Genomic DNA, 16,831 nt, shown 5'->3' with positions numbered 1-16,831 from the left:
GCAAAAAATATGCCAGCACTTCGTCTGAGGCAGTGCTGGCTTTTGTAGTTGGCTTTACCTTAATTTAAAGCGCATGCTCGTTGTTCTACTGTAACGATTTGGAACGTTAGATTTTGGAACACATTTATCTGCTAATCTCAATCATCTAACCCCGTGAAGCGCTGCCTGGCAGCGTAAGCCGCCGCCTGAGCCCGGTTGCTGAGGTTTAGCTTGGCCAGGATGCTGCTAACATAATTCCTTACGGTCTTCTCGCTCAGGTGGAGCTCAGCAGCAATCTCCCGGTTGGTCTTGCCTTCCCCTATAAGGGCCAGGATCTTTTTCTCTTGCTCATTTAACTTCTCTTGGAACACCGTACCCTTGGCCATCGCCCTCATCTTATTGAGCACTTTGCCAGTGACTGCCGGATCCAAAAGCGATCCACCACGGCCTACTGTTATTATAGCCTCGACCAAAGCCCGGCAACCTATCTCTTTTAAAACGTAACCCGAGGCTCCAGCCAAAATAGAAGCAAACAACGCCTCTTCGTCGGCATAGGAGGTAAGCATGATAACTTTAATCTGGGGGGCAATTTCCCTAATCTCCCGGCACGCCTCGATGCCGCTTTTGTCCGGCATTCTTATATCCATAATCACTACATGGGGCAAAAGCAGCCGGGCCTTTTCCACAGCCTCTCTGGCCGTCCCGGCTTCCCCCACGATCTCCAGTTCTTGTTGCCGGGACAAAAGCGTGGAGAGCCCCAGGCGTACCACTTCGTGATCGTCCACTATCAAAACTCTAATCCGGTCCACCTTCCTCAACCCCATAAGGAATAGTTACCGTGACCGTGGTGCCCCTGCCCGGCCGGCTGTTAATGTGCAAGCTACCGCCACACCAGGCGGCCCGCTCCGTCATATTGAGCAGTCCATGCTTGGTCCCGGTTTGTTGGGCTAGTCGTACCTTGACCGGATCAAAACCGATGCCGTTATCATTTATGATAACACAAATTTCTCGCTCTTGAAATTGTACGTAAACCTGTACCTCCGTGGCCTGGGCATGGCGCAAGGTATTGTTCAGCGCTTCGCGAATGATCTGGCACAAATTCTGGGCGTAACAGGGATCGAAACTGACAGGGGGAATACCGGTAAAGTTTAGGGTTACCGCCAGGGAAGATGAGCTGGTAAAATGATCCACCAGTTGGGAAATCTCGTCCACAATATCCACTCCGCCGGCCTTAACAGGCTTCAAATTCATAATATAATTGCGTAATTCAGCAATTATCGCGTTGAGCCTGCCCAGGGTCTCTCTAATATACTGTTTTGCCCGGCCTTTATCTTCGTCCACCAAGTAGAGGCAGTTTTCCAGATTCAGCCCTATGGCGTAAATGGACTGGATAATAGTATCGTGAAGGTCCTGGGCTATCCTGGTCCTTTCCTGCAAAACAGCCTGGTATTTTTCGGCTTCTTCCAGGCGTCGGCGGTTTTCCAGGTCAAAAATCTCCAGGGTACGTATAATGGCATAGGCCATGATAAAGCCGGAAACCGCCCGGAAAACCTGGACGGGTATCCCGGTAACCCGGAAGAAATTTTCCATATTGACAACAGCAGCTGGCAGGAAGCTAGCGCGGGGAACTATGAAGCCGCCTGCCAGGGCATAAATGGCTAAGGAAGTTGCAGCCAGTACCAGATTTTTAACCACGTGAGGCATCCGTAGCTTCTCCACCTCACGGATTTGCTGGAAAAGGGCATAAGAGCTTAAAAGAGAACCGGGTAAAGCCAGCAGGTACCTAGCCCAAATATCGCTGGCTGTCAACCACCACTCACCATCTGTTCTGGCTATAATCAGGCGGAAGAGAATGAAGTTAATAAACCAAACCCCGAAAATTACTGTGGGAATCCACCTCAACCATGACAAATTTTCCTTAGCTCGTTCCAGGAGGCGAGAGCCGAACAGGAAAAGGAAGTAATAAGAAAGCGCTGTCAAAAACATCTGCCAGGCCCTTAGATATAATATCACCCCTTCGGAAAATGTCTGGGCATGTAAAGGTATAAAGATAAACCCCCACTCCACCAGCCCATGAGTTAGTCCGAAGGCTGCCAGAAGCCAAAGGCTCCCGGCCAGGGTAAACTGGCTGGAGCGAAAAGCGTGGGCCTGCAGGGCTATGCCAAAACCCATCAGAAAAAAAGACAAGCCATAAACAAAATAAAGCTGGACGTAGTTATCGCGGAAAAAACCATAAAGAGCCAGATTCAGAAAAAACACCTCACTAGCAACCCGGAATACCTTAGTGAAATATACTTCGGCGGACAAGTTGATTTTCCCTCTAGGAAAAGGCAAAAAAGGGTATCGCTTTTCTAGCGACACCCTTTGGTTTTGGGGAAACTGCTCTTAATTATCCCTCCAGAAGCCACAGGAAAGGTGGATAGAGGATAAGGGTGGCTAGCGCTGCCAGTACCAGCAAAGTGATCAGGGCGTTTCTTAAGGAAAAAGTGGGTTTCAAGGTTGCCGACAAAATAGCCCAGCTCACCAGCCAGACTACCGCTGCAATTAACATTTTGCCCGAATAGGGGCCGATTCCCTGGTGCAACGTAATGGCATCACTGAAGGCCTTATTGAATTCCGATATCAGCTGGGCTAGAGCCAGAGCCAGCATCCCCAGGCCGCTGCCAACGAGGGCAGCCGCGATCTTAGTTTCTTTTGCAGTCCCAGTTCCCATACCTAGCTCACCGCCTTTACTTTAGTAATAGCGGCCCCCAGCCCAAAGGCTGCAGCTACATAGATAAAAGCTAGGGCCACGCACGCTAATAAGGCATATCTCGCATACTTGTTTTCTATCAGTTCTTCTCCCATGGTCCAGACAATATAGGCAGCAGTCACTGCTAGGGGCAAGGAAAACAACGCTATGAATTCCTTAAATTCCATACCAAACTTATGGACGTAAGGCGCATTTTTGAGCAGCCAGGCCCGCGCATTATCTGGCAAGCGATAACCGATGTAAAGCCAGGTACCCCATACAATAGTTAGAAACGAAGCCACGGACATCACTATGGTACCTATCTTCAGACGGCGGATGGAAGCAGGGCTGATCCCAATAATAGCTTCAAAGGACCAGGCGAAAGAAATTAGTAGAACAAAAGCAAATAAACCGTGAAATGCGGCCTTCCAGCCCCAGGGACTGGTGCCGATAAACTGTTGTAGCACACACATTCCCTCCTCCTAGGTATTGTACTTGTTTACACTATAATTTTTTCACGAATAACAGAATATTGCATGAGGCATTTGTCCCAAGAAGATAGGATAAATGTCCTGAAAAATTTCCCCTAATTTGCTGCTTCAATCGCCAGGCTGAGAGCCCCCAGGCTTTTCACCGCCATAACTGCGATGCCCTTCACCTTTTATTCTCCAGGAAGCGCTGCGTTAGGAATCGAGCTTGGTGCACAATCGAGTAGGAAAACGTGGTATATTGAACCCCAGCAACTGTAGTCTTTGGGATAGCTCCACCCGCCTAAAACCGGGGTCAGCTAAAATTATAGCTTTATTCCAGGATCATCGAACCGGGGGTTTCTCAGCTTACAAACCCCCTTGACGTAACTGTCGTTACATGATATAAACTTCTTGTAACTACTGTTACTCAAGGAGGAGGCCATGGCCGGATTTTCCAGTTGGTTGCTCCTTATCTACAAGATTCCGCCAGAACCCTCGCGCTACCGGGTGGCGGTCTGGCGGCGGTTAAAGGGTGCAGGGGCCGTTTACCTACAGAACTCCGTCTGCATCCTGCCGGATTCCGCTGCCAACAGGGAATTATTTCAGAGCATTTCCCGGGAGATCGAGGAATCCGGTGGAGAAAGCCTGCTCCTCGAAGCTCGGGCCCTAGGTGCACCAGAGCAAGAGAAGATAGTCGACCGGTTTAATGCCGAACGCGATGAGGAATACTGCGAGTTCCTGGAACAGTGCGGGGCGTTTCTGGCCGAAATCAAGCGGGAGACAGAACGCCAAAATTTCACCTTTGGTGAACTGGAGGAAAATGAGGAGGGTTGGCAGCGGCTGATCGCCTGGCTCCAAAAGATAGAGGGACGGGACTTTTTCGGCGCAGCCAAAGCAGAGCAAGCGCGAAGGCGGCTGGCTGAATGTCAAGCAGCTCTAGAAACCTTTGCCGCGCAAGTTTTTGCGGCCAGCGAAGTACACCAGAATGGAGGTAAAAAACATGACCGAGAGTAACCGCCAAAGAAAAAAGGCTCTTCGTTTTATCTTTCTGATGGGCATAGTAAGCCTGCTGGCCGATGTCACTTATGAAGGCGGCCGCAGCATTACAGGACCTTTTTTGTTCATGCTGGGAGCCAGCGCCACGGCCGTGGGCTTTGTGGGCGGGCTGGGGGAGCTACTAGGGTATGGCCTGCGCCTGCTTTCGGGTTATATAGCCGACCGTACCCGACGCTACTGGCTGTTTACCATCCTGGGATATAGCCTGAATCTACTGGCTATACCTTTGCTGGCCCTGGCTGGCCGCTGGGAAGTAGCCGGCTTCTTAATTGTTGCAGAGCGCCTTGGCAAGGCCATCCGCACCCCGTCCCGGGATGCCATGCTATCCTATGCCACACGCCAGGTAGGGACCGGGTGGGGCTTTGGCCTACACGAACTCATGGACCAGATCGGGGCGGTGTCCGGGCCGCTCATCGTTGCTGCTGTTCTCTTCTTTAGGAGTGGAAATTATCGGGCAGCGTTCCTAATTCTCTTCCTACCGGCCGCTTTAGGGTTGCTCGCAGTCTTCATTTCCCGGGTCCTATACCCCGATCCCCAGGTGTTGGAGACCACCGCCAGAAAGGCAGCTAGCCTTCCTCACCAGGTAAAACCTCCCCGGGTCTTCTGGCTTTACATCCTCTTTACGACCTTTAGCATTGCCGGCTTCGTGCATTTTCAGCTTATATCCTATCACTTCAAGCTCCAAGGGGTGGTCCCCGATGCCCAGATACCCATCCTTTTCGCTTTAGCCATGGGAGTTGATGCCCTGGTCGCCCTCCCCATCGGATGGCTGTTTGACCGGAAAAGCCTTTCTACCCTTGCTTTGCTCCCTCTATGTACTGTCCTTATCCCCTTCCTGGTTTTCTCATCCAATTACTCGGTAGCCCTTCTGGGAATGATCCTCTGGGGTGCCGCCATGGGAATCCAGGAAACCATCATGCGAGCGGCCCTGGCCGAAATCACTCCTATGGAGCGGCGCGGCCTGGCTTACGGCATATTCAACACAGGCTTCGGGCTCGCATGGTTTTTGGGCAGCACCTTAATGGGTGTACTGTACAGTTTCTCCCCTACTTATGTGATCCTTGCAGCAGTAGCTTTAGAGTTGGTTTCTCTACCCTGGCTGTATTGGGTAAAGGGACAGGTGAGGCCTCAGGACAATTTTTAAGAGGACACAAATCCCCCCTGAAAGGGGTTTACCGTCCTTGTAACCCATACTTATGTAGCTTGCGGTAAAGGGTATTCCTGGCAATGCCCAGGGCCGCAGCTACTTTTGTTATATTCCCTTCGTAGTATTCGAGCAGTCGCTTGATTTCTTTCTTTTCTAGCTCCGCGAGAGATTGTAATACTTGAACGTCATTTTCACCCTGGCCGCTTTCGATTGAACTAAGTAAATACGGTGGCAAATGTTCTGCCAAAAGGATGTTCCCGTCTACTATGTTAACCGCCCATTCCGCGCAGTTGCGCAATTCTCTTACATTTCCAGGCCAATGGTATTTCTGTAAGAGAGGCCAGACGTCGGGGTCTATCCGGTCTATACTTTTATTAAGCTTAAGGCAGGCTTCCCGCACAAAATGTTCAAAAAGAAGGGGGATATCCTCTTGGCGCTCGCGCAAAGGACATATATTAATCGTTAAGACTCTGAGGCGAAAGTATAAGTCTTCCCTGAACTTGCCTTCCTTTACTAACTGGCCGAGATCGCGGTTGGTAGCAGCGATAATCCGCACATCCACCGGGATTTCTTTATGACCGCCTATACGAACCACATGCTTGTCCTCCAAGACCCTTAAAAGATATACTTGCATTTCCGGGGACATCTCACTAATTTCATCCAAGAAAAGGGTCCCTCCTTTAGCCTGTTCAAATTTGCCCGGCCTGCCTTCCGGCCTGGCTCCGGTAAAGGCGCCTCCAACGTAGCCGAAAAGTTCGCTGCCGATGAGTTCGCGAGGAATGGCCCCGCAGTTAACGGCCACAAAAGGACCCTGGCGCCCGCTAGCCCGGTGTATAGCACGGGCAAACATCTCCTTGCCTGTTCCTGTTTCTCCCACCAGGAGTACATGGGAAGAGCTCCGGGCGGCAATAGAGGCTAAATGCACGCTCTCGAGAAAACGAGGATTTTTCCCCAGGAGGCCGCCGAAATTAGGGGGACTTGCGTAAGCCTGCTTTTTTCCTGGTTGTTCCAAGGTAATCAAAGTACCGATGGTTTCATTGCGTTCACCGGTTACAGGAGAGAGGTTGATCCTGCAGGTCAAGGGTCCCCGGCGGCTTTCTATTACTACCTCTTTATCTTTTATACCCAGCCGGGTTCCGATTATTGATAAGATATCCCAGGACTCCCGGAACAGCTCTACTACCGGGCGCCCTATTAAGTCCTGCGGCTCCCAACCTAAAACTCTTCCACAGAGCCGATTGGCTTGCAGTAACTTCCCTTTTTTGTCAACTAGTAATATGGCCTGTTCCGCGTTTTCGAGTAAATGTTGCAAAAAATACTGATTGCGTATAGCTTTTTGCTGGGCCTTATTCTGTCTCAGGCTATTCTCAATGGCCATGGCTGCTGCCACTACAGTAGATAAGGTATACCTGTTTTCTTGCTGCCAGGGGCCGGATAAATCTATTACACCCACGATCTGCCCTTCTGGCCCAAAAATGGGGGAACCGCAGCAGGTCCAGTAATGGTGACCGGTACAGAAATGCTCGGCAGCAGTAACCTGCAAGGCTCGTCCCAGGGTTAGGGCCGTCCCGATACCGTTGGTACCCACTGTATCTTCGCGCCAGCAGGCCCCTGGAACAAAGTTGATCTTTTTAGCCATGTCTAAAGTTTCCCGGTAGCTACCCAGCATTTCTAGAATATAACCATCTTCTCCCACCAGGACGACCAGGAAACCTAAGTTTCCGTTCAATTGCCATAATTTTTGCATTACCGGCAAAGCAGCGTGCAGCAGTTCCTCTTGCCTTTCTCTAGCCTCTTTTAAGGCCTGGCCTTCGATCACTTTATATCCTTTACCATCATAAGGGTCCAGTCCAACGTTCAGACACCTGCGCCAAGAATCGCGAATCTCGGTTCTCACGGTCTCTTCGGAACATGTACTGGCTGTGATGAATTTATTCCATTCCCGCCATACTGTGTGGTAGATGCCATAAAAATCCCCGGACATGCGCCTCCTCCCCCCACTTTTTTATTAATTTTTTATTAATTCGTTATAAACGTCCTATATCCCTTCTGCTTGAGAAACAATTTTTAAAATTCGGCTAAAGCTACAGCACTATCCGCGCTTAATCGAAAGACACGAGCGAATTCCGTAACAATGCGCTTCTTAACTTCCGACATCTGCACGGGAAAGCCTAGGAGGCGCTGTAGAGAAGTTACTTCGTATTCCCGGATGCCGCAGGGTACGATTAAAAAAAAGTGTTCCAGATCTGGATTAACGTTAAAAGCAAAGCCATGATAAGTAACCCAGCGTTTAACCGCCATGCCAATAGCGCCGATTTTTTTCTTATCTACCCAGGTACCTGTGAGCCCCTCCATGCGGTGGCCGATGAGCCCGTAACTTTCCACCGTCCTTAGCATCACTTCTTCATAAAGGCGCAAGGTTAAGTGCAGGTCCCGCCCATGCTGGTTTAAGTCTAAAATAGGATACACCACTAACTGGCCGGGGCCGTGATAGGTAATATCTCCTCCTCTGTCCGTTTCCACCAACTCTATGCCGCGCCTCTCTAACTCTTCCCTGCTGGCCAGAAGATGCTCGCGCTTAGCGCTGCGGCCCAAGGTGATGACTCCCGGCGCGTGTTCTACCAAGATCAATGTATCCTCTATCTCGCCCTTGATCCGCTTCTCTACTAATTCCAATTGTAACCCATAAGTAGAGGAATAATTTCTAAAGCCGAGATCAATGATCTTGAGTTTTCGCATACCTACCACCACTTTTTCACTCTTTACTGCCAAGTCCCTTTCAACCCCCGTATAGCCTGCCCTACTAACCTCATGCTTTTAAGCCCGGCGATAATAATATGGCCCAAGGCAAAGCTAAAGGTGCAATGAAAAACGGTCTGGCAACGGGAACCATTAAAATAGGGGATAATCTTTAGTTCCGGCCAGCCCTTTTGCCGGGTTTGGCGGTGTAAATTCATGCAGATTAGAGCTCCAGTACTCCACAGCAGACCCGTTGCTAGGCCCGTAGCCGCGGGGTCCCCTGTACCTACTTCCATTATCCAGCGAAAGCGCTCGCACTTCATCTTCCCCAGAAACTGCCCCCACAAACCAGCCAGCTTTCGCCAGGACCTTAAGCCCAAGGACAACAAACGCCGGTAGCTGATACTCCTGCCGGCCGACCAATACCGTTTCTCGTTACATAGCGAACTACCGCCCAGCTCTGGTGTAGCCGATATTATTTCTATAACTCTGGACCAGCTAACCAAAGAAGGCCCTTGCCAGCCCCAGGAATAACTTTTGAAGGGCAGGCTTACATCAAAATACAGGGTCTCACCTTCTCCTTCCAGGCGTCCATAAAACACCCTTACTTTTACCGGTACAAAAAGTAGCAAGAAAAGGCCGCAAAGTACACCTAAAGCTAGGTACAGGCTACTCACTCCACCTCCTAGCGGTATCCCTGTTTATTTTTCCCCGATCTTGTAGACCTATCCGGAAAATGTCCTATACTACTGGGTCCTGGTGGTAGCCACCTCTTCTCTCCCCTGTACTTCTTCTAGAGGTGGGAGATCGGCCAGGCTGGCCAAACCGAAATGCTCCAAAAAGCGTGAAGTGGTGCCGTACAGGATAGGGCGCCCGGGCACTTCTTTCCGGCCTACTTCAGCTACCAGTCCCCGAGAAAGCAAGGTATTTAATACGCCATCCACTTTTACTCCCCGCAGGTGCTCAATCTCCGCTTTGGTAACCGGCTGCCGGTAAGCAATAATGGCCAGGGTTTCCAGGGCAGCGCGGGAAAGGGCGGGAATTTCAGGTTTAAGGAAATCCTCTACATATGCTGCATACTCGGGCTTGGTGCACAGCTTATAACCCCCGGCCACTTTTCTTATCTGGAGGCCGTGCCCATGAGCCTCATATAGTTGCTGCAATTCCTGGATTATCTCCACCACTTCTTCCTCTGCCAGTTTCAGGCTGCGGGCCAGGGCTGAAGCCTCCACTGGGCCCCCAGCCACGAAAAGCAGGCACTCCAGGGCAGCCCTCTTTTCCGGATTGGGTTTCTGGGACAAGGCCCTCACTCCCTCCGCCAGACCTCTATTTCGGCAAAAGCTTCCGGTTGGTAGATGAACACTCGCCCCTGCCTTACCAGTTCTAACAAGGCTATAAAGGTAGTGGCCACTTCCAGGCGGGTAGGCTGAGGTTGCAAAAAAGCCCTGAATTTAAGTTTCCCTTTAACCCGGCCCAGGAGGCGGAGGATAAGCCGCTGCTGACCTAGTAGAGTTATGGATACTCGCCTGACGGAATGAACTTGCTGTTTACTCTCTTGATTAGCCTGGTGACGCTTGAGCACTGCCCGGAAGGCTCCTTGCAGGTCGGCCAGGGCGACACCTGCCAGGGGATCTACCCGGGCCAGGGCTCTGGCTACCGCCTCTGCCTCCAAAGGCCGACCATAGCTTAGGAAAGCCCTTTCTTCCAGTAGCGCCAATTTTTCTGCAGCTTGTTTGTACTGCCTGTATTCTTCCAGTCGCCTGGACAGCTCTAAGTAAGATTCTTCCTCTGGGGGCTCTTGCTCGCCTCCTGTGTTTTCTTCCGGACCCTGGAGAAGCAGCCGGGCTTTAAGGGCCAGGAGTTCTGCTCCCAGGAGCAAAAATTCTTCAATGGCTTCCAGGTCGATTTCGTCCATCTGCCTTAAAAATTCCCAGTAACGAGTCGTTACCTCGGCCACCGGTATATGGTAAACATCGATCTCCTGTTGCTCGAGGAGGTAGAGCAACAAATCTAGAGGCCCCTGGAAAACATCCAGTTCTACATAATAGTCCACGACATTCCTATACCCCCATGGCAGCCCGTACTTGGGTCATGGTCGCCGTAGCTACCTCCCTGGCCCTGGCCGCTCCTGTAGCTAAAATATCTTCCAGCAAGTCCGGCCGTTTTGAGAAAGCCTGGCGCCTTTCTCGCAGAGGTTCCAAGACGTTGTTTATTTTATCCGCCAGGCGCTGTTTACAGGGCACACAGCCAATAGCCCCTGCCCGGCAGCTTTGTCTAGTCTCCTCCACTTCGGCTTGATTATAAATTTCGTGGTAAGTATGGACCACACATACCTCAGGATGGCCTGGATCGGTCTTGTGGATGCGGGCAGGATCGGTAACCATGAGGCGAACCTTTTCCCTCACCTCTTCCGGCGTAGCGGATATGGGGATGTCATTACCATAACTCTTGCTCATCTTCCGGCCATCTATTCCCGGGAGCAGAGGCACCTTGGAGAGGATGGCCTGGGGCTCGGGAAAAACCCGAGTTTTATACAAGTGATTAAACCGGCGGGCTACTTCCCGGCAAAACTCCAGGTGGGGTAACTGGTCCTCCCCTACTGGCACCGCCGTCGCTTTATAAATCAAAATATCCGCTGCCTGAAGGAGGGGGTAGCCGAGGAAGCCATAAGTAGATACATCCTTTCCCTCCTGGCCCAGCTGCTGTATTTGGTCCTTATAAGTGGGGACCCTTTCCAGCCAGGAAAGGGGTGTGAACATGGAAAACAGAAGGTGCAGTTCAGCATGCTCTTTCACATGGGATTGGACAAAGATGGTACTGCGTTCCGGGTCCAGACCGGCGCTCAACCAGTCCAACAGCATCTCCCGGATATTGCTTTTTAACTCTGCTGTATCGTCGAAGGAAGTGGTTAAAGCGTGCCAGTCGGCAATAAAATAGTAACACTCATATTCTTCCTGTAAGCGTACCCAGTTTTCCAGCACGCTCAAATGTCCGATGTGTAATCTTCCTGTAGGTCGCATACCGCTTAAAACCCTGTCACGTGCCATTTGATTCTACCCTCCATTTTCTTTCACATGACGCTTAATCTGCTGGCTGCCAGAATAAACTGCAGCACTTCAGTTACCAGGGGCCGCATGAGTCTCCCTATTAGGCCAGTAGCAATAAGCAAAAGCAAGATGAAAGGTCCTATATTTTCTAATTGGTAAAGGTAACCCGCGCTCTCACGGGAAATAATCCCGGCCAGCACCCGGGAACCATCTAGCGGGGGTACGGGGATCAGATTGAAAACAGCCAGGACCACGTTGTAGATTACCAGCAAGTTTAAAAAAGATAAGAGAAAATCTATCCTCAAGCCCCGGTGAAAGAAAACCTGCCAGACCACTGCTGCCAAATAGGCTATTACTAGATTCATTAGAGGCCCCGCCAGGGCCACCAGCATCATCCCTTTACGCCGGTCCATTTGAAAATAAAAAGGATTAACCTGGACTGGCTTGGCCCAGCCAAAACCGGCCACAATTAAAAGGAGGGTACCCAAAATGTCTAAATGAGCCAGGGGGTTTAAGGTTAAACGGCCCTGGTACTTGGGAGTGGGATCCCCCAGGAGATAAGCCACTTTACCGTGGGCGTACTCATGGAAGGAAAGGGCCAGGAGTATGGCGGGAATTCCCGCTAGAAACTCGGCTAGATTGTGTAGGTACAAGTTTTAACCCTCCTTATCTTAACCTCGCCGGTAAAACATCGCAGCGTAGCAAATCCTCGTAGGTTTCCCTTCTTAGAATTAGGTCAGCTTGGCCGTCTTTAACCAGGACTCCCGCCGGCCGACCTAAACGGTTATAATTGCTGGCCATGGCATATCCATAGGCACCAGTGCAGGGCGTAACTAAGATATCTCCCGGCTCTACCGGAGGCAGGGAAATGTCCCATATTAGCATGTCCCCGGACTCACAGCATTTTCCGGTAATAGAAACAACCTCGGCAGCCGGAGCTGTAGCCTTGTTGGCCAGGATAGCTTCATAGCGGGCGCCATAAAGGGCCGGGCGGATATTATCCGCCATTCCCCCGTCCACCGCCACATATTTGCGTACGCCAGGAATCTCTTTAACCGAACCAACCGTATAGGCAGTGCTCCCGGCCGGACCTATGATAGCTCGCCCGGGTTCCACCAGAACTTTAGGAACTTTAAGCCCCCTTTTCTCTGCCTCATCATACACACCAGCCATAATGGCTTCAGCATAGGCCTCGATGGGTCGGGGTTTATCTCCTTCTACATAGGCTATGCCAAAACCGCCCCCCAGATCCAGTTCTTCGGTTACCAATCCTGTTTCTTTCCTCACTTCGTCAATAAAGGCCATCATAATTTCGGCAGCATGGTAGTAAGGCTCTATTTCAAAAATCTGGGAACCAATGTGGCAGTGCAAACCCTTATATTCCAACCAGGTGATTTCTTTTACCCTTTTTATGGCAGCTAGAGCTTGCCCGTTGGGTAAAGTAAACCCAAATTTAGAATCGATTTGACCTGTCCTAATGTATTCATGGGTATGCGCTTCAATGCCGGGTGTAACCCGTAAAAGGATGGGTACCTTCTCTCCGCGTTCACCGGCCAGGCGACCCAAAGTTTCCAGCTCAAAAAAGTTATCTACTATTATGCGGCCCACCCCGGCTTTGAGGGCCAGGAGCAGCTCATCTGGGCTTTTATTATTGCCATGAAAATAAATACGTTCAGGTGGAAAACCTGCCTGCAAAGCTGTATAGAGCTCTCCTCCTGATACTACATCCAGTCCCAGCCCTTCCTGCTCAATTATCCGGCAAAGGGCCATTGTTAAAAAGGCTTTGCCGGCATAGATTACTTCGGCATTGCCATACTGATACACGAAGGCCCTGTAAAACCTTTGGCAGTTAGCACGGATGAGGGCTTCGTCAAAGATGTAAAGGGGTGTACCGAACTCCCGGGCCAGGGCTACGACATCACAGCCTCCAATTTCCAGGTGGCCCAGTTCATTGATGCGCATGGTTCCGTGAAACTGCATCCTCTTGGTTTCTCCTTTCCTCAAGTATATCTACATTTTACCTGAGGCAAGCGCTGCTGTCCAGAAAGGCATAAACCCTTGGCAGGAAAGTTCCAGCTATCGTCGAAATTTATGCCCATACGCCATCCCGCGTTGGAGCCCAAGGTGAGGAGGTATCCATGGTGTCAGAGCCTCAATTTGATCTACGTGTAGCTCCTTGTGAAATAGAACCGGTAACCGAAGTTCTGAAAGAAGGAAATACATTTGTTGTTTCTTTACCGACCGGCGAAATTACCGCGAGGAGCCTGGGCAGTCTGGGGTTATATCACGCCGATACCCGCTATCTGGATTGCCTGGAGCTGTTCCTTCAAGAGCGCAAACCCATCTTCCTTTCTTCAGCCATTCGCGATAGCCATTTTGCCCAGATTGAATTGACCAATCCTGAGTTTACCCTTCCCTCGGGACAGGTGGTCCCTCTTCAAACTATTCATATCCGCCTTTTAAGGCTAATAAAAGACGCCTTTTTCCAACGTTTGCGCCTTATAAATTTTAATTCTTTCCCCGTAACCCTTAACCTGGAGATGATCTTTGGTGCGGACTACAGAGATATCTTTGAAGTCCGGGGCACTAAAAGACCGCACCGGGGGGAATTGCTGACGCCAGAGGTTAAACGCTGGGGAGTTAGGCTGGCCTACCGGGGTCTGGACGGCATAGTTCGCACCACAGCCATCTCTTTGGACCCCGCTCCGGCCAGCATCACAGCTGAATCCGGCCGGGCTCGCGTGCAGTACAAGATTACTTTACCTCCGCAAAAGAAACTTTATCTCCACGTCCGCATCGATTTAGATAAGGAAATCATGAAAGATCCAGGCCTTATCAGCACGGGATTCTCGGCCGCAGCCATTATGCTGGCAGGCCGCTACCACCAGTGGGAACGAGAATGTACCCAAATTTCCACTGACAATACTCTTTTAAACAACATGCTGCAAACAGCGGTCACCGACCTAGCCGCCCTGCAGACCGAGTATCCAGGAGAGGGTAAAATCATTGAGGCCGGCATACCGTGGTATGCCGCCCCCTTTGGCCGTGATTCCTTAATTACTTCCTGGCAGACCTTGATCTTAAACCCTGATATTGCCAAGAATACTCTGCGTTTTCTGGCGCGCTATCAGGGAAAACGCGAGGACAGGTGGCGGGAAGAAAGGCCGGGTAAAATTTTTCATGAGCTGCGCCGGGGGGAAATGACACGGTGTAGAGAAGTACCCCACAGCCCTTACTATGGTTCCATAGATTCCACTCTATGGTTTGTTATCCTGCTGGGTGCCGTTTACCGGTGGACCCTGGACAAAGAATTCTTGCAAGAGATGGCTGATCCTTTGGTCCGCTGCCTCCGCTGGTGCTTCTGGTATGGTGATCTGGATAATGATGGTTACCTGGAATACCTGCGAGAATCCCCTATGGGATTATCCAATCAAGGTTGGAAAGACTCCTGGGACGCAGTTGTGGATCCTGAAGGCCATATCCCGCCAGGGCCCATTGCTCTGGTAGAGGTCCAAGCTTATTATTACCTCGCCCTTCAAGAGGCAGCTGCCCTGTTGCGGGTCCTGGGAGAGGAAATTATGGCCACCAATCTCCTCCGGCGGGCCAATAGGCTTAAGCAGCGCTTTATCCGGGATTTCTGGCTAGAAGACGAAGGGTATCTGATTTTCGCCCTGGACGGCCAAAAACGGCCCATCCCCACCATGGTTTCCAATGGCGGCCAGTGCCTTTTTACCGGCATTTTATCCCCGGAGCAGGCCCGGCGGGTAGCTCGCCGCTTGCTAGCCGATGATTTTTATTCCGGTTGGGGTATTCGAACCATGAGCAAAAAAGAAAAGGCCTATAATCCCATGAGTTATCATAACGGCTCGGTATGGCCCCATGACAATGCCATTATCGCCGCGGGCCTCCGCCGCTACGATTGCCTGGCCGAACTATACAAAGTAGCTTCCGGCCTCTTTGAGGCCAGCACCTTTTTCCCTTATAACCGCTGGCCCGAGCTATTCTGCGGCTTTACGCGACGGGGATTAACCGGTCCGGTACGCTATCCCATCGCTTGCGATCCCCAGGCCTGGGCTGTTGGCAGTCTTTTTTCTTTTTTGCAAAGTTTACTAGGTTTAGATTGCCGCGATAACACCATATATATTAATCGGCCGCTTCTTTTACCAGGAGCCAAGAGGTTGGATATGCGCAACCTGGCTGTGGGCCAAGGTCGCATCGATCTGGCTTTTGAAGAAAAGGAAGGGCAAGTTTTCTGCCACGTTTTACGAAAGGAGGGCAGTGTGAGGGTTATCATTGAAGCTTAAAAAGTCCCCTGAGTCATCCCCTTTAAGGTCTTTCGGCGGCCTCAAGGGGGGAAGAGGGGGTCCTGCCTTTCCTTGACTTTCCTTGCGCTCCTGGATTATAATTAAAAGTGTTAAACTATTCCATTAAAGGGGAGGAATAGGATATGCGCATTGCCATGTTGCACTGGGCTTTTCCCCCCATTATAGGCGGGGTAGAGTCTCACTTGGCCCTCCTTTGTCCCAGGTTGGTCCAGCAGGGTCACGCGGTAAGCCTGCTCACGGGTACGGCTCCGGGTGCCTTGACCCATGAAACCTGGCGGGGAGTGACCATCCGGCGCTCTCCTCTCCTGGATCTCAACTCGCTAACTCCCGAGCTTATCGAAGCCAAATCCTCAGAAATCCGTCAGGTCATGGAAAACTTCCTGCTGGATTTCCGGCCTGATGTGGTTCATGCTCATAACTTCCACTACTTCAGTTTCGTACATGCTTCCGCTTTACAGGAAATCTGCCGCCGCCATGGTTGGCCTTTGATACTCACGGCCCATAATGTATGGTATGACGAATTGTGGAGGCAGATGAACACCTTAGCCCGCGGTTGGGATCGGGTCATTGCCGTCAGCCATTATATACGCCAGGAATTAATCGTAGACGGTTATCCGCCTGAGCGCATTGAAGTCGTACACCACGGCATCGATCATAATGTCTTCCAGCCTCCTACGGCTTTAGAGCTGCAGAATACTTACCACGCTTATCCTACTTTGCGCAGCCGTCGGGTTGTTTTTCACCCGGCGCGCATGAGCAAAGCCAAGGGTTGTGACGTGAGCATCCGCGCCCTAGATCTTATAAGACGTGAAATACCCGAGGTCCTGCTGGTCATGGCAGGAACCGCCAATACGGTAGACTGGGGTCAAAAACAACCGGCGGAAATAGCCTATATGTACCAGCTCATAGAAGAACTGGGGCTTAAGGAACATGTTTTTGTCCGTTTCTTCCCGTGGTCGGAAATGCCGAAAGTCTACAAAGTAGCCGAGGTTTGCTGGTATCCTTCTTCTTTCCAAGAACCTTTCGGCCTGGTCATGCTGGAAGCCATGGCCACCGCCAAGCCCATTATTGTCAGCCGGGCGGGAGGCATGCCGGAAGTTATTCGCCCAGGTTATAACGGTTTCCTGGTATCCCCGATGGACCACGAGGAACTTGCTCGTTACACCGTTTTCCTGCTCCGCAACCCGAGCATTGGAGCGGTCATAGGTCAGAACGGCCGCCGTCTGGTAGAACAGTATTACACGGTTGAGGTTATGACGCGAGCCACCCTTGACGTTTACCAGGAGGCACTGGCCCTTCCTCAGGCTCAGGCAGGTTAATACTGGTACAAAAAGGGG

16 protein-coding genes are annotated in these 16,831 nt (G+C 51.1%); 4 read left to right on the top strand and 12 right to left on the bottom strand.

The features are described 5' to 3' along the window. Positions 1–137 precede the first annotated feature (137 nt). From AC1BI1_RS01345 to AC1BI1_RS01330, 4 genes are all read right to left on the bottom strand, one after another. Positions 138–797, bottom strand: a complete 660-nt coding sequence (locus AC1BI1_RS01345; protein ID WP_476715504.1) for a response regulator transcription factor — start codon at positions 795–797, stop codon at positions 138–140. Further along, complete coding sequence (locus AC1BI1_RS01340) at positions 775–2,286, bottom strand: ATP-binding protein (RefSeq protein ID WP_476715454.1); 1,512 nt, start codon at positions 2,284–2,286, stop codon at positions 775–777. Before AC1BI1_RS01340 ends, AC1BI1_RS01345 begins: the two co-directional genes overlap by 23 nt. Before the next feature lie 82 nt (positions 2,287–2,368). After that, positions 2,369–2,692, bottom strand: coding sequence for a hypothetical protein (locus AC1BI1_RS01335; protein ID WP_476715453.1), 324 nt, complete (start codon positions 2,690–2,692; stop codon positions 2,369–2,371). A gap of 2 nt (positions 2,693–2,694) precedes the next feature. Then, on the bottom strand, positions 2,695–3,177 hold the full coding sequence (locus tag AC1BI1_RS01330) for a hypothetical protein (protein ID WP_476715452.1): 483 nt from the start codon (positions 3,175–3,177) through the stop codon (positions 2,695–2,697). A gap of 444 nt (positions 3,178–3,621) precedes the next feature. Here AC1BI1_RS01330 and AC1BI1_RS01325 point away from each other — a divergent pair, with 444 nt between their 5' ends. Both AC1BI1_RS01325 and AC1BI1_RS01320 read left to right on the top strand, forming a co-directional pair. Next, positions 3,622–4,194, top strand: a complete 573-nt coding sequence (locus AC1BI1_RS01325; RefSeq protein ID WP_476715451.1) for a Chromate resistance protein ChrB — start codon at positions 3,622–3,624, stop codon at positions 4,192–4,194. After that, on the top strand, positions 4,181–5,380 hold the full coding sequence (locus AC1BI1_RS01320; protein ID WP_476715450.1) for an MFS transporter: 1,200 nt from the start codon (positions 4,181–4,183) through the stop codon (positions 5,378–5,380). Before AC1BI1_RS01325 ends, AC1BI1_RS01320 begins: the two co-directional genes overlap by 14 nt. A gap of 28 nt (positions 5,381–5,408) precedes the next feature. On the opposite strand, the gene AC1BI1_RS01315 is transcribed toward AC1BI1_RS01320, so the two are convergent. From AC1BI1_RS01315 to lysA, 8 genes are all read right to left on the bottom strand, one after another. Next, entirely contained in the window at positions 5,409–7,367 is a 1,959-nt protein-coding gene (locus AC1BI1_RS01315; protein ID WP_476715449.1) for a sigma-54-dependent Fis family transcriptional regulator, read from the bottom strand. 83 nt (positions 7,368–7,450) lie between these two features. Next, positions 7,451–8,155, bottom strand: a complete 705-nt coding sequence (lipB, locus tag AC1BI1_RS01310) for a lipoyl(octanoyl) transferase LipB (RefSeq protein ID WP_476715448.1) — start codon at positions 8,153–8,155, stop codon at positions 7,451–7,453. Beyond that, entirely contained in the window at positions 8,146–8,799 is a 654-nt protein-coding gene (locus AC1BI1_RS01305; protein WP_476715447.1) for a DUF2953 domain-containing protein, read from the bottom strand. The genes lipB and AC1BI1_RS01305 overlap by 10 nt, the downstream gene beginning before the upstream one ends. Positions 8,800–8,868: 69 nt before the next feature. Continuing rightward, positions 8,869–9,423: an SMC-Scp complex subunit ScpB gene (gene scpB / locus AC1BI1_RS01300; RefSeq protein ID WP_476715446.1), complete on the bottom strand. Its 555-nt coding sequence runs from the start codon at positions 9,421–9,423 to the stop codon at positions 8,869–8,871. A gap of 5 nt (positions 9,424–9,428) precedes the next feature. Then, positions 9,429–10,175 (bottom strand): segregation and condensation protein A, encoded by a 747-nt coding sequence (locus tag AC1BI1_RS01295; RefSeq protein WP_476715445.1) that lies wholly within the window; start codon positions 10,173–10,175, stop codon positions 9,429–9,431. Positions 10,176–10,182: 7 nt separating this feature from the next. Further along, positions 10,183–11,169, bottom strand: coding sequence for a tryptophan--tRNA ligase (gene trpS, locus AC1BI1_RS01290; RefSeq protein WP_476715444.1), 987 nt, complete (start codon positions 11,167–11,169; stop codon positions 10,183–10,185). A gap of 23 nt (positions 11,170–11,192) precedes the next feature. Then, the gene (locus AC1BI1_RS01285) at positions 11,193–11,822 is read right to left on the bottom strand and encodes a site-2 protease family protein (RefSeq protein WP_476715443.1); all 630 of its coding nucleotides are present in this window, start codon (positions 11,820–11,822) and stop codon (positions 11,193–11,195) included. A gap of 13 nt (positions 11,823–11,835) precedes the next feature. Next, a complete protein-coding gene (gene lysA / locus AC1BI1_RS01280) occupies positions 11,836–13,149 on the bottom strand; it encodes a diaminopimelate decarboxylase (protein ID WP_476715442.1) in 1,314 nt (437 codons plus the stop codon). A 158-nt stretch (positions 13,150–13,307) separates the two neighbouring features. On the opposite strand from lysA, the gene AC1BI1_RS01275 reads away from it, so the two are divergent. Then, on the top strand, positions 13,308–15,473 hold the full coding sequence (locus tag AC1BI1_RS01275) for an amylo-alpha-1,6-glucosidase (RefSeq protein ID WP_476715441.1): 2,166 nt from the start codon (positions 13,308–13,310) through the stop codon (positions 15,471–15,473). 143 nt (positions 15,474–15,616) lie between these two features. Then, positions 15,617–16,813 carry a glycosyltransferase family 4 protein gene (locus tag AC1BI1_RS01270; protein WP_476715440.1) on the top strand — a complete coding sequence of 399 codons (1,197 nt, stop codon included), beginning with the start codon at positions 15,617–15,619 and terminating at the stop codon, positions 16,811–16,813. Positions 16,814–16,831: the final 18 nt, after the last annotated feature.

The organism is Thermanaeromonas sp. DSM 22490 (genome assembly GCF_056378755.1).
The sequence above is the reverse complement of the archived record's forward strand: the minus strand, read 5'-3'. Positions and strand labels throughout refer to the sequence as shown.

Bases quoted from the DNA above. Each gene is read 5' to 3' on its own strand.
- AC1BI1_RS01335 (WP_476715453.1), bottom strand. From the start codon at position 2,692: ATGGGAACTGGGACTGCAAAAGAAACTAAGATCGCGGCTGCCCTCGTT.
- AC1BI1_RS01325 (WP_476715451.1), top strand. From the start codon at position 3,622: ATGGCCGGATTTTCCAGTTGGTTGCTCCTTATCTACAAGATTCCGCCA.
- AC1BI1_RS01320 (WP_476715450.1), top strand. From the start codon at position 4,181: ATGACCGAGAGTAACCGCCAAAGAAAAAAGGCTCTTCGTTTTATCTTT.
- AC1BI1_RS01315 (WP_476715449.1), bottom strand. From the start codon at position 7,367: ATGTCCGGGGATTTTTATGGCATCTACCACACAGTATGGCGGGAATGG.
- trpS (WP_476715444.1), bottom strand. From the start codon at position 11,169: ATGGCACGTGACAGGGTTTTAAGCGGTATGCGACCTACAGGAAGATTA.
- lysA (WP_476715442.1), bottom strand. From the start codon at position 13,149: ATGCAGTTTCACGGAACCATGCGCATCAATGAACTGGGCCACCTGGAA.
- AC1BI1_RS01275 (WP_476715441.1), top strand. From the start codon at position 13,308: ATGGTGTCAGAGCCTCAATTTGATCTACGTGTAGCTCCTTGTGAAATA.
- AC1BI1_RS01270 (WP_476715440.1), top strand. From the start codon at position 15,617: ATGCGCATTGCCATGTTGCACTGGGCTTTTCCCCCCATTATAGGCGGG.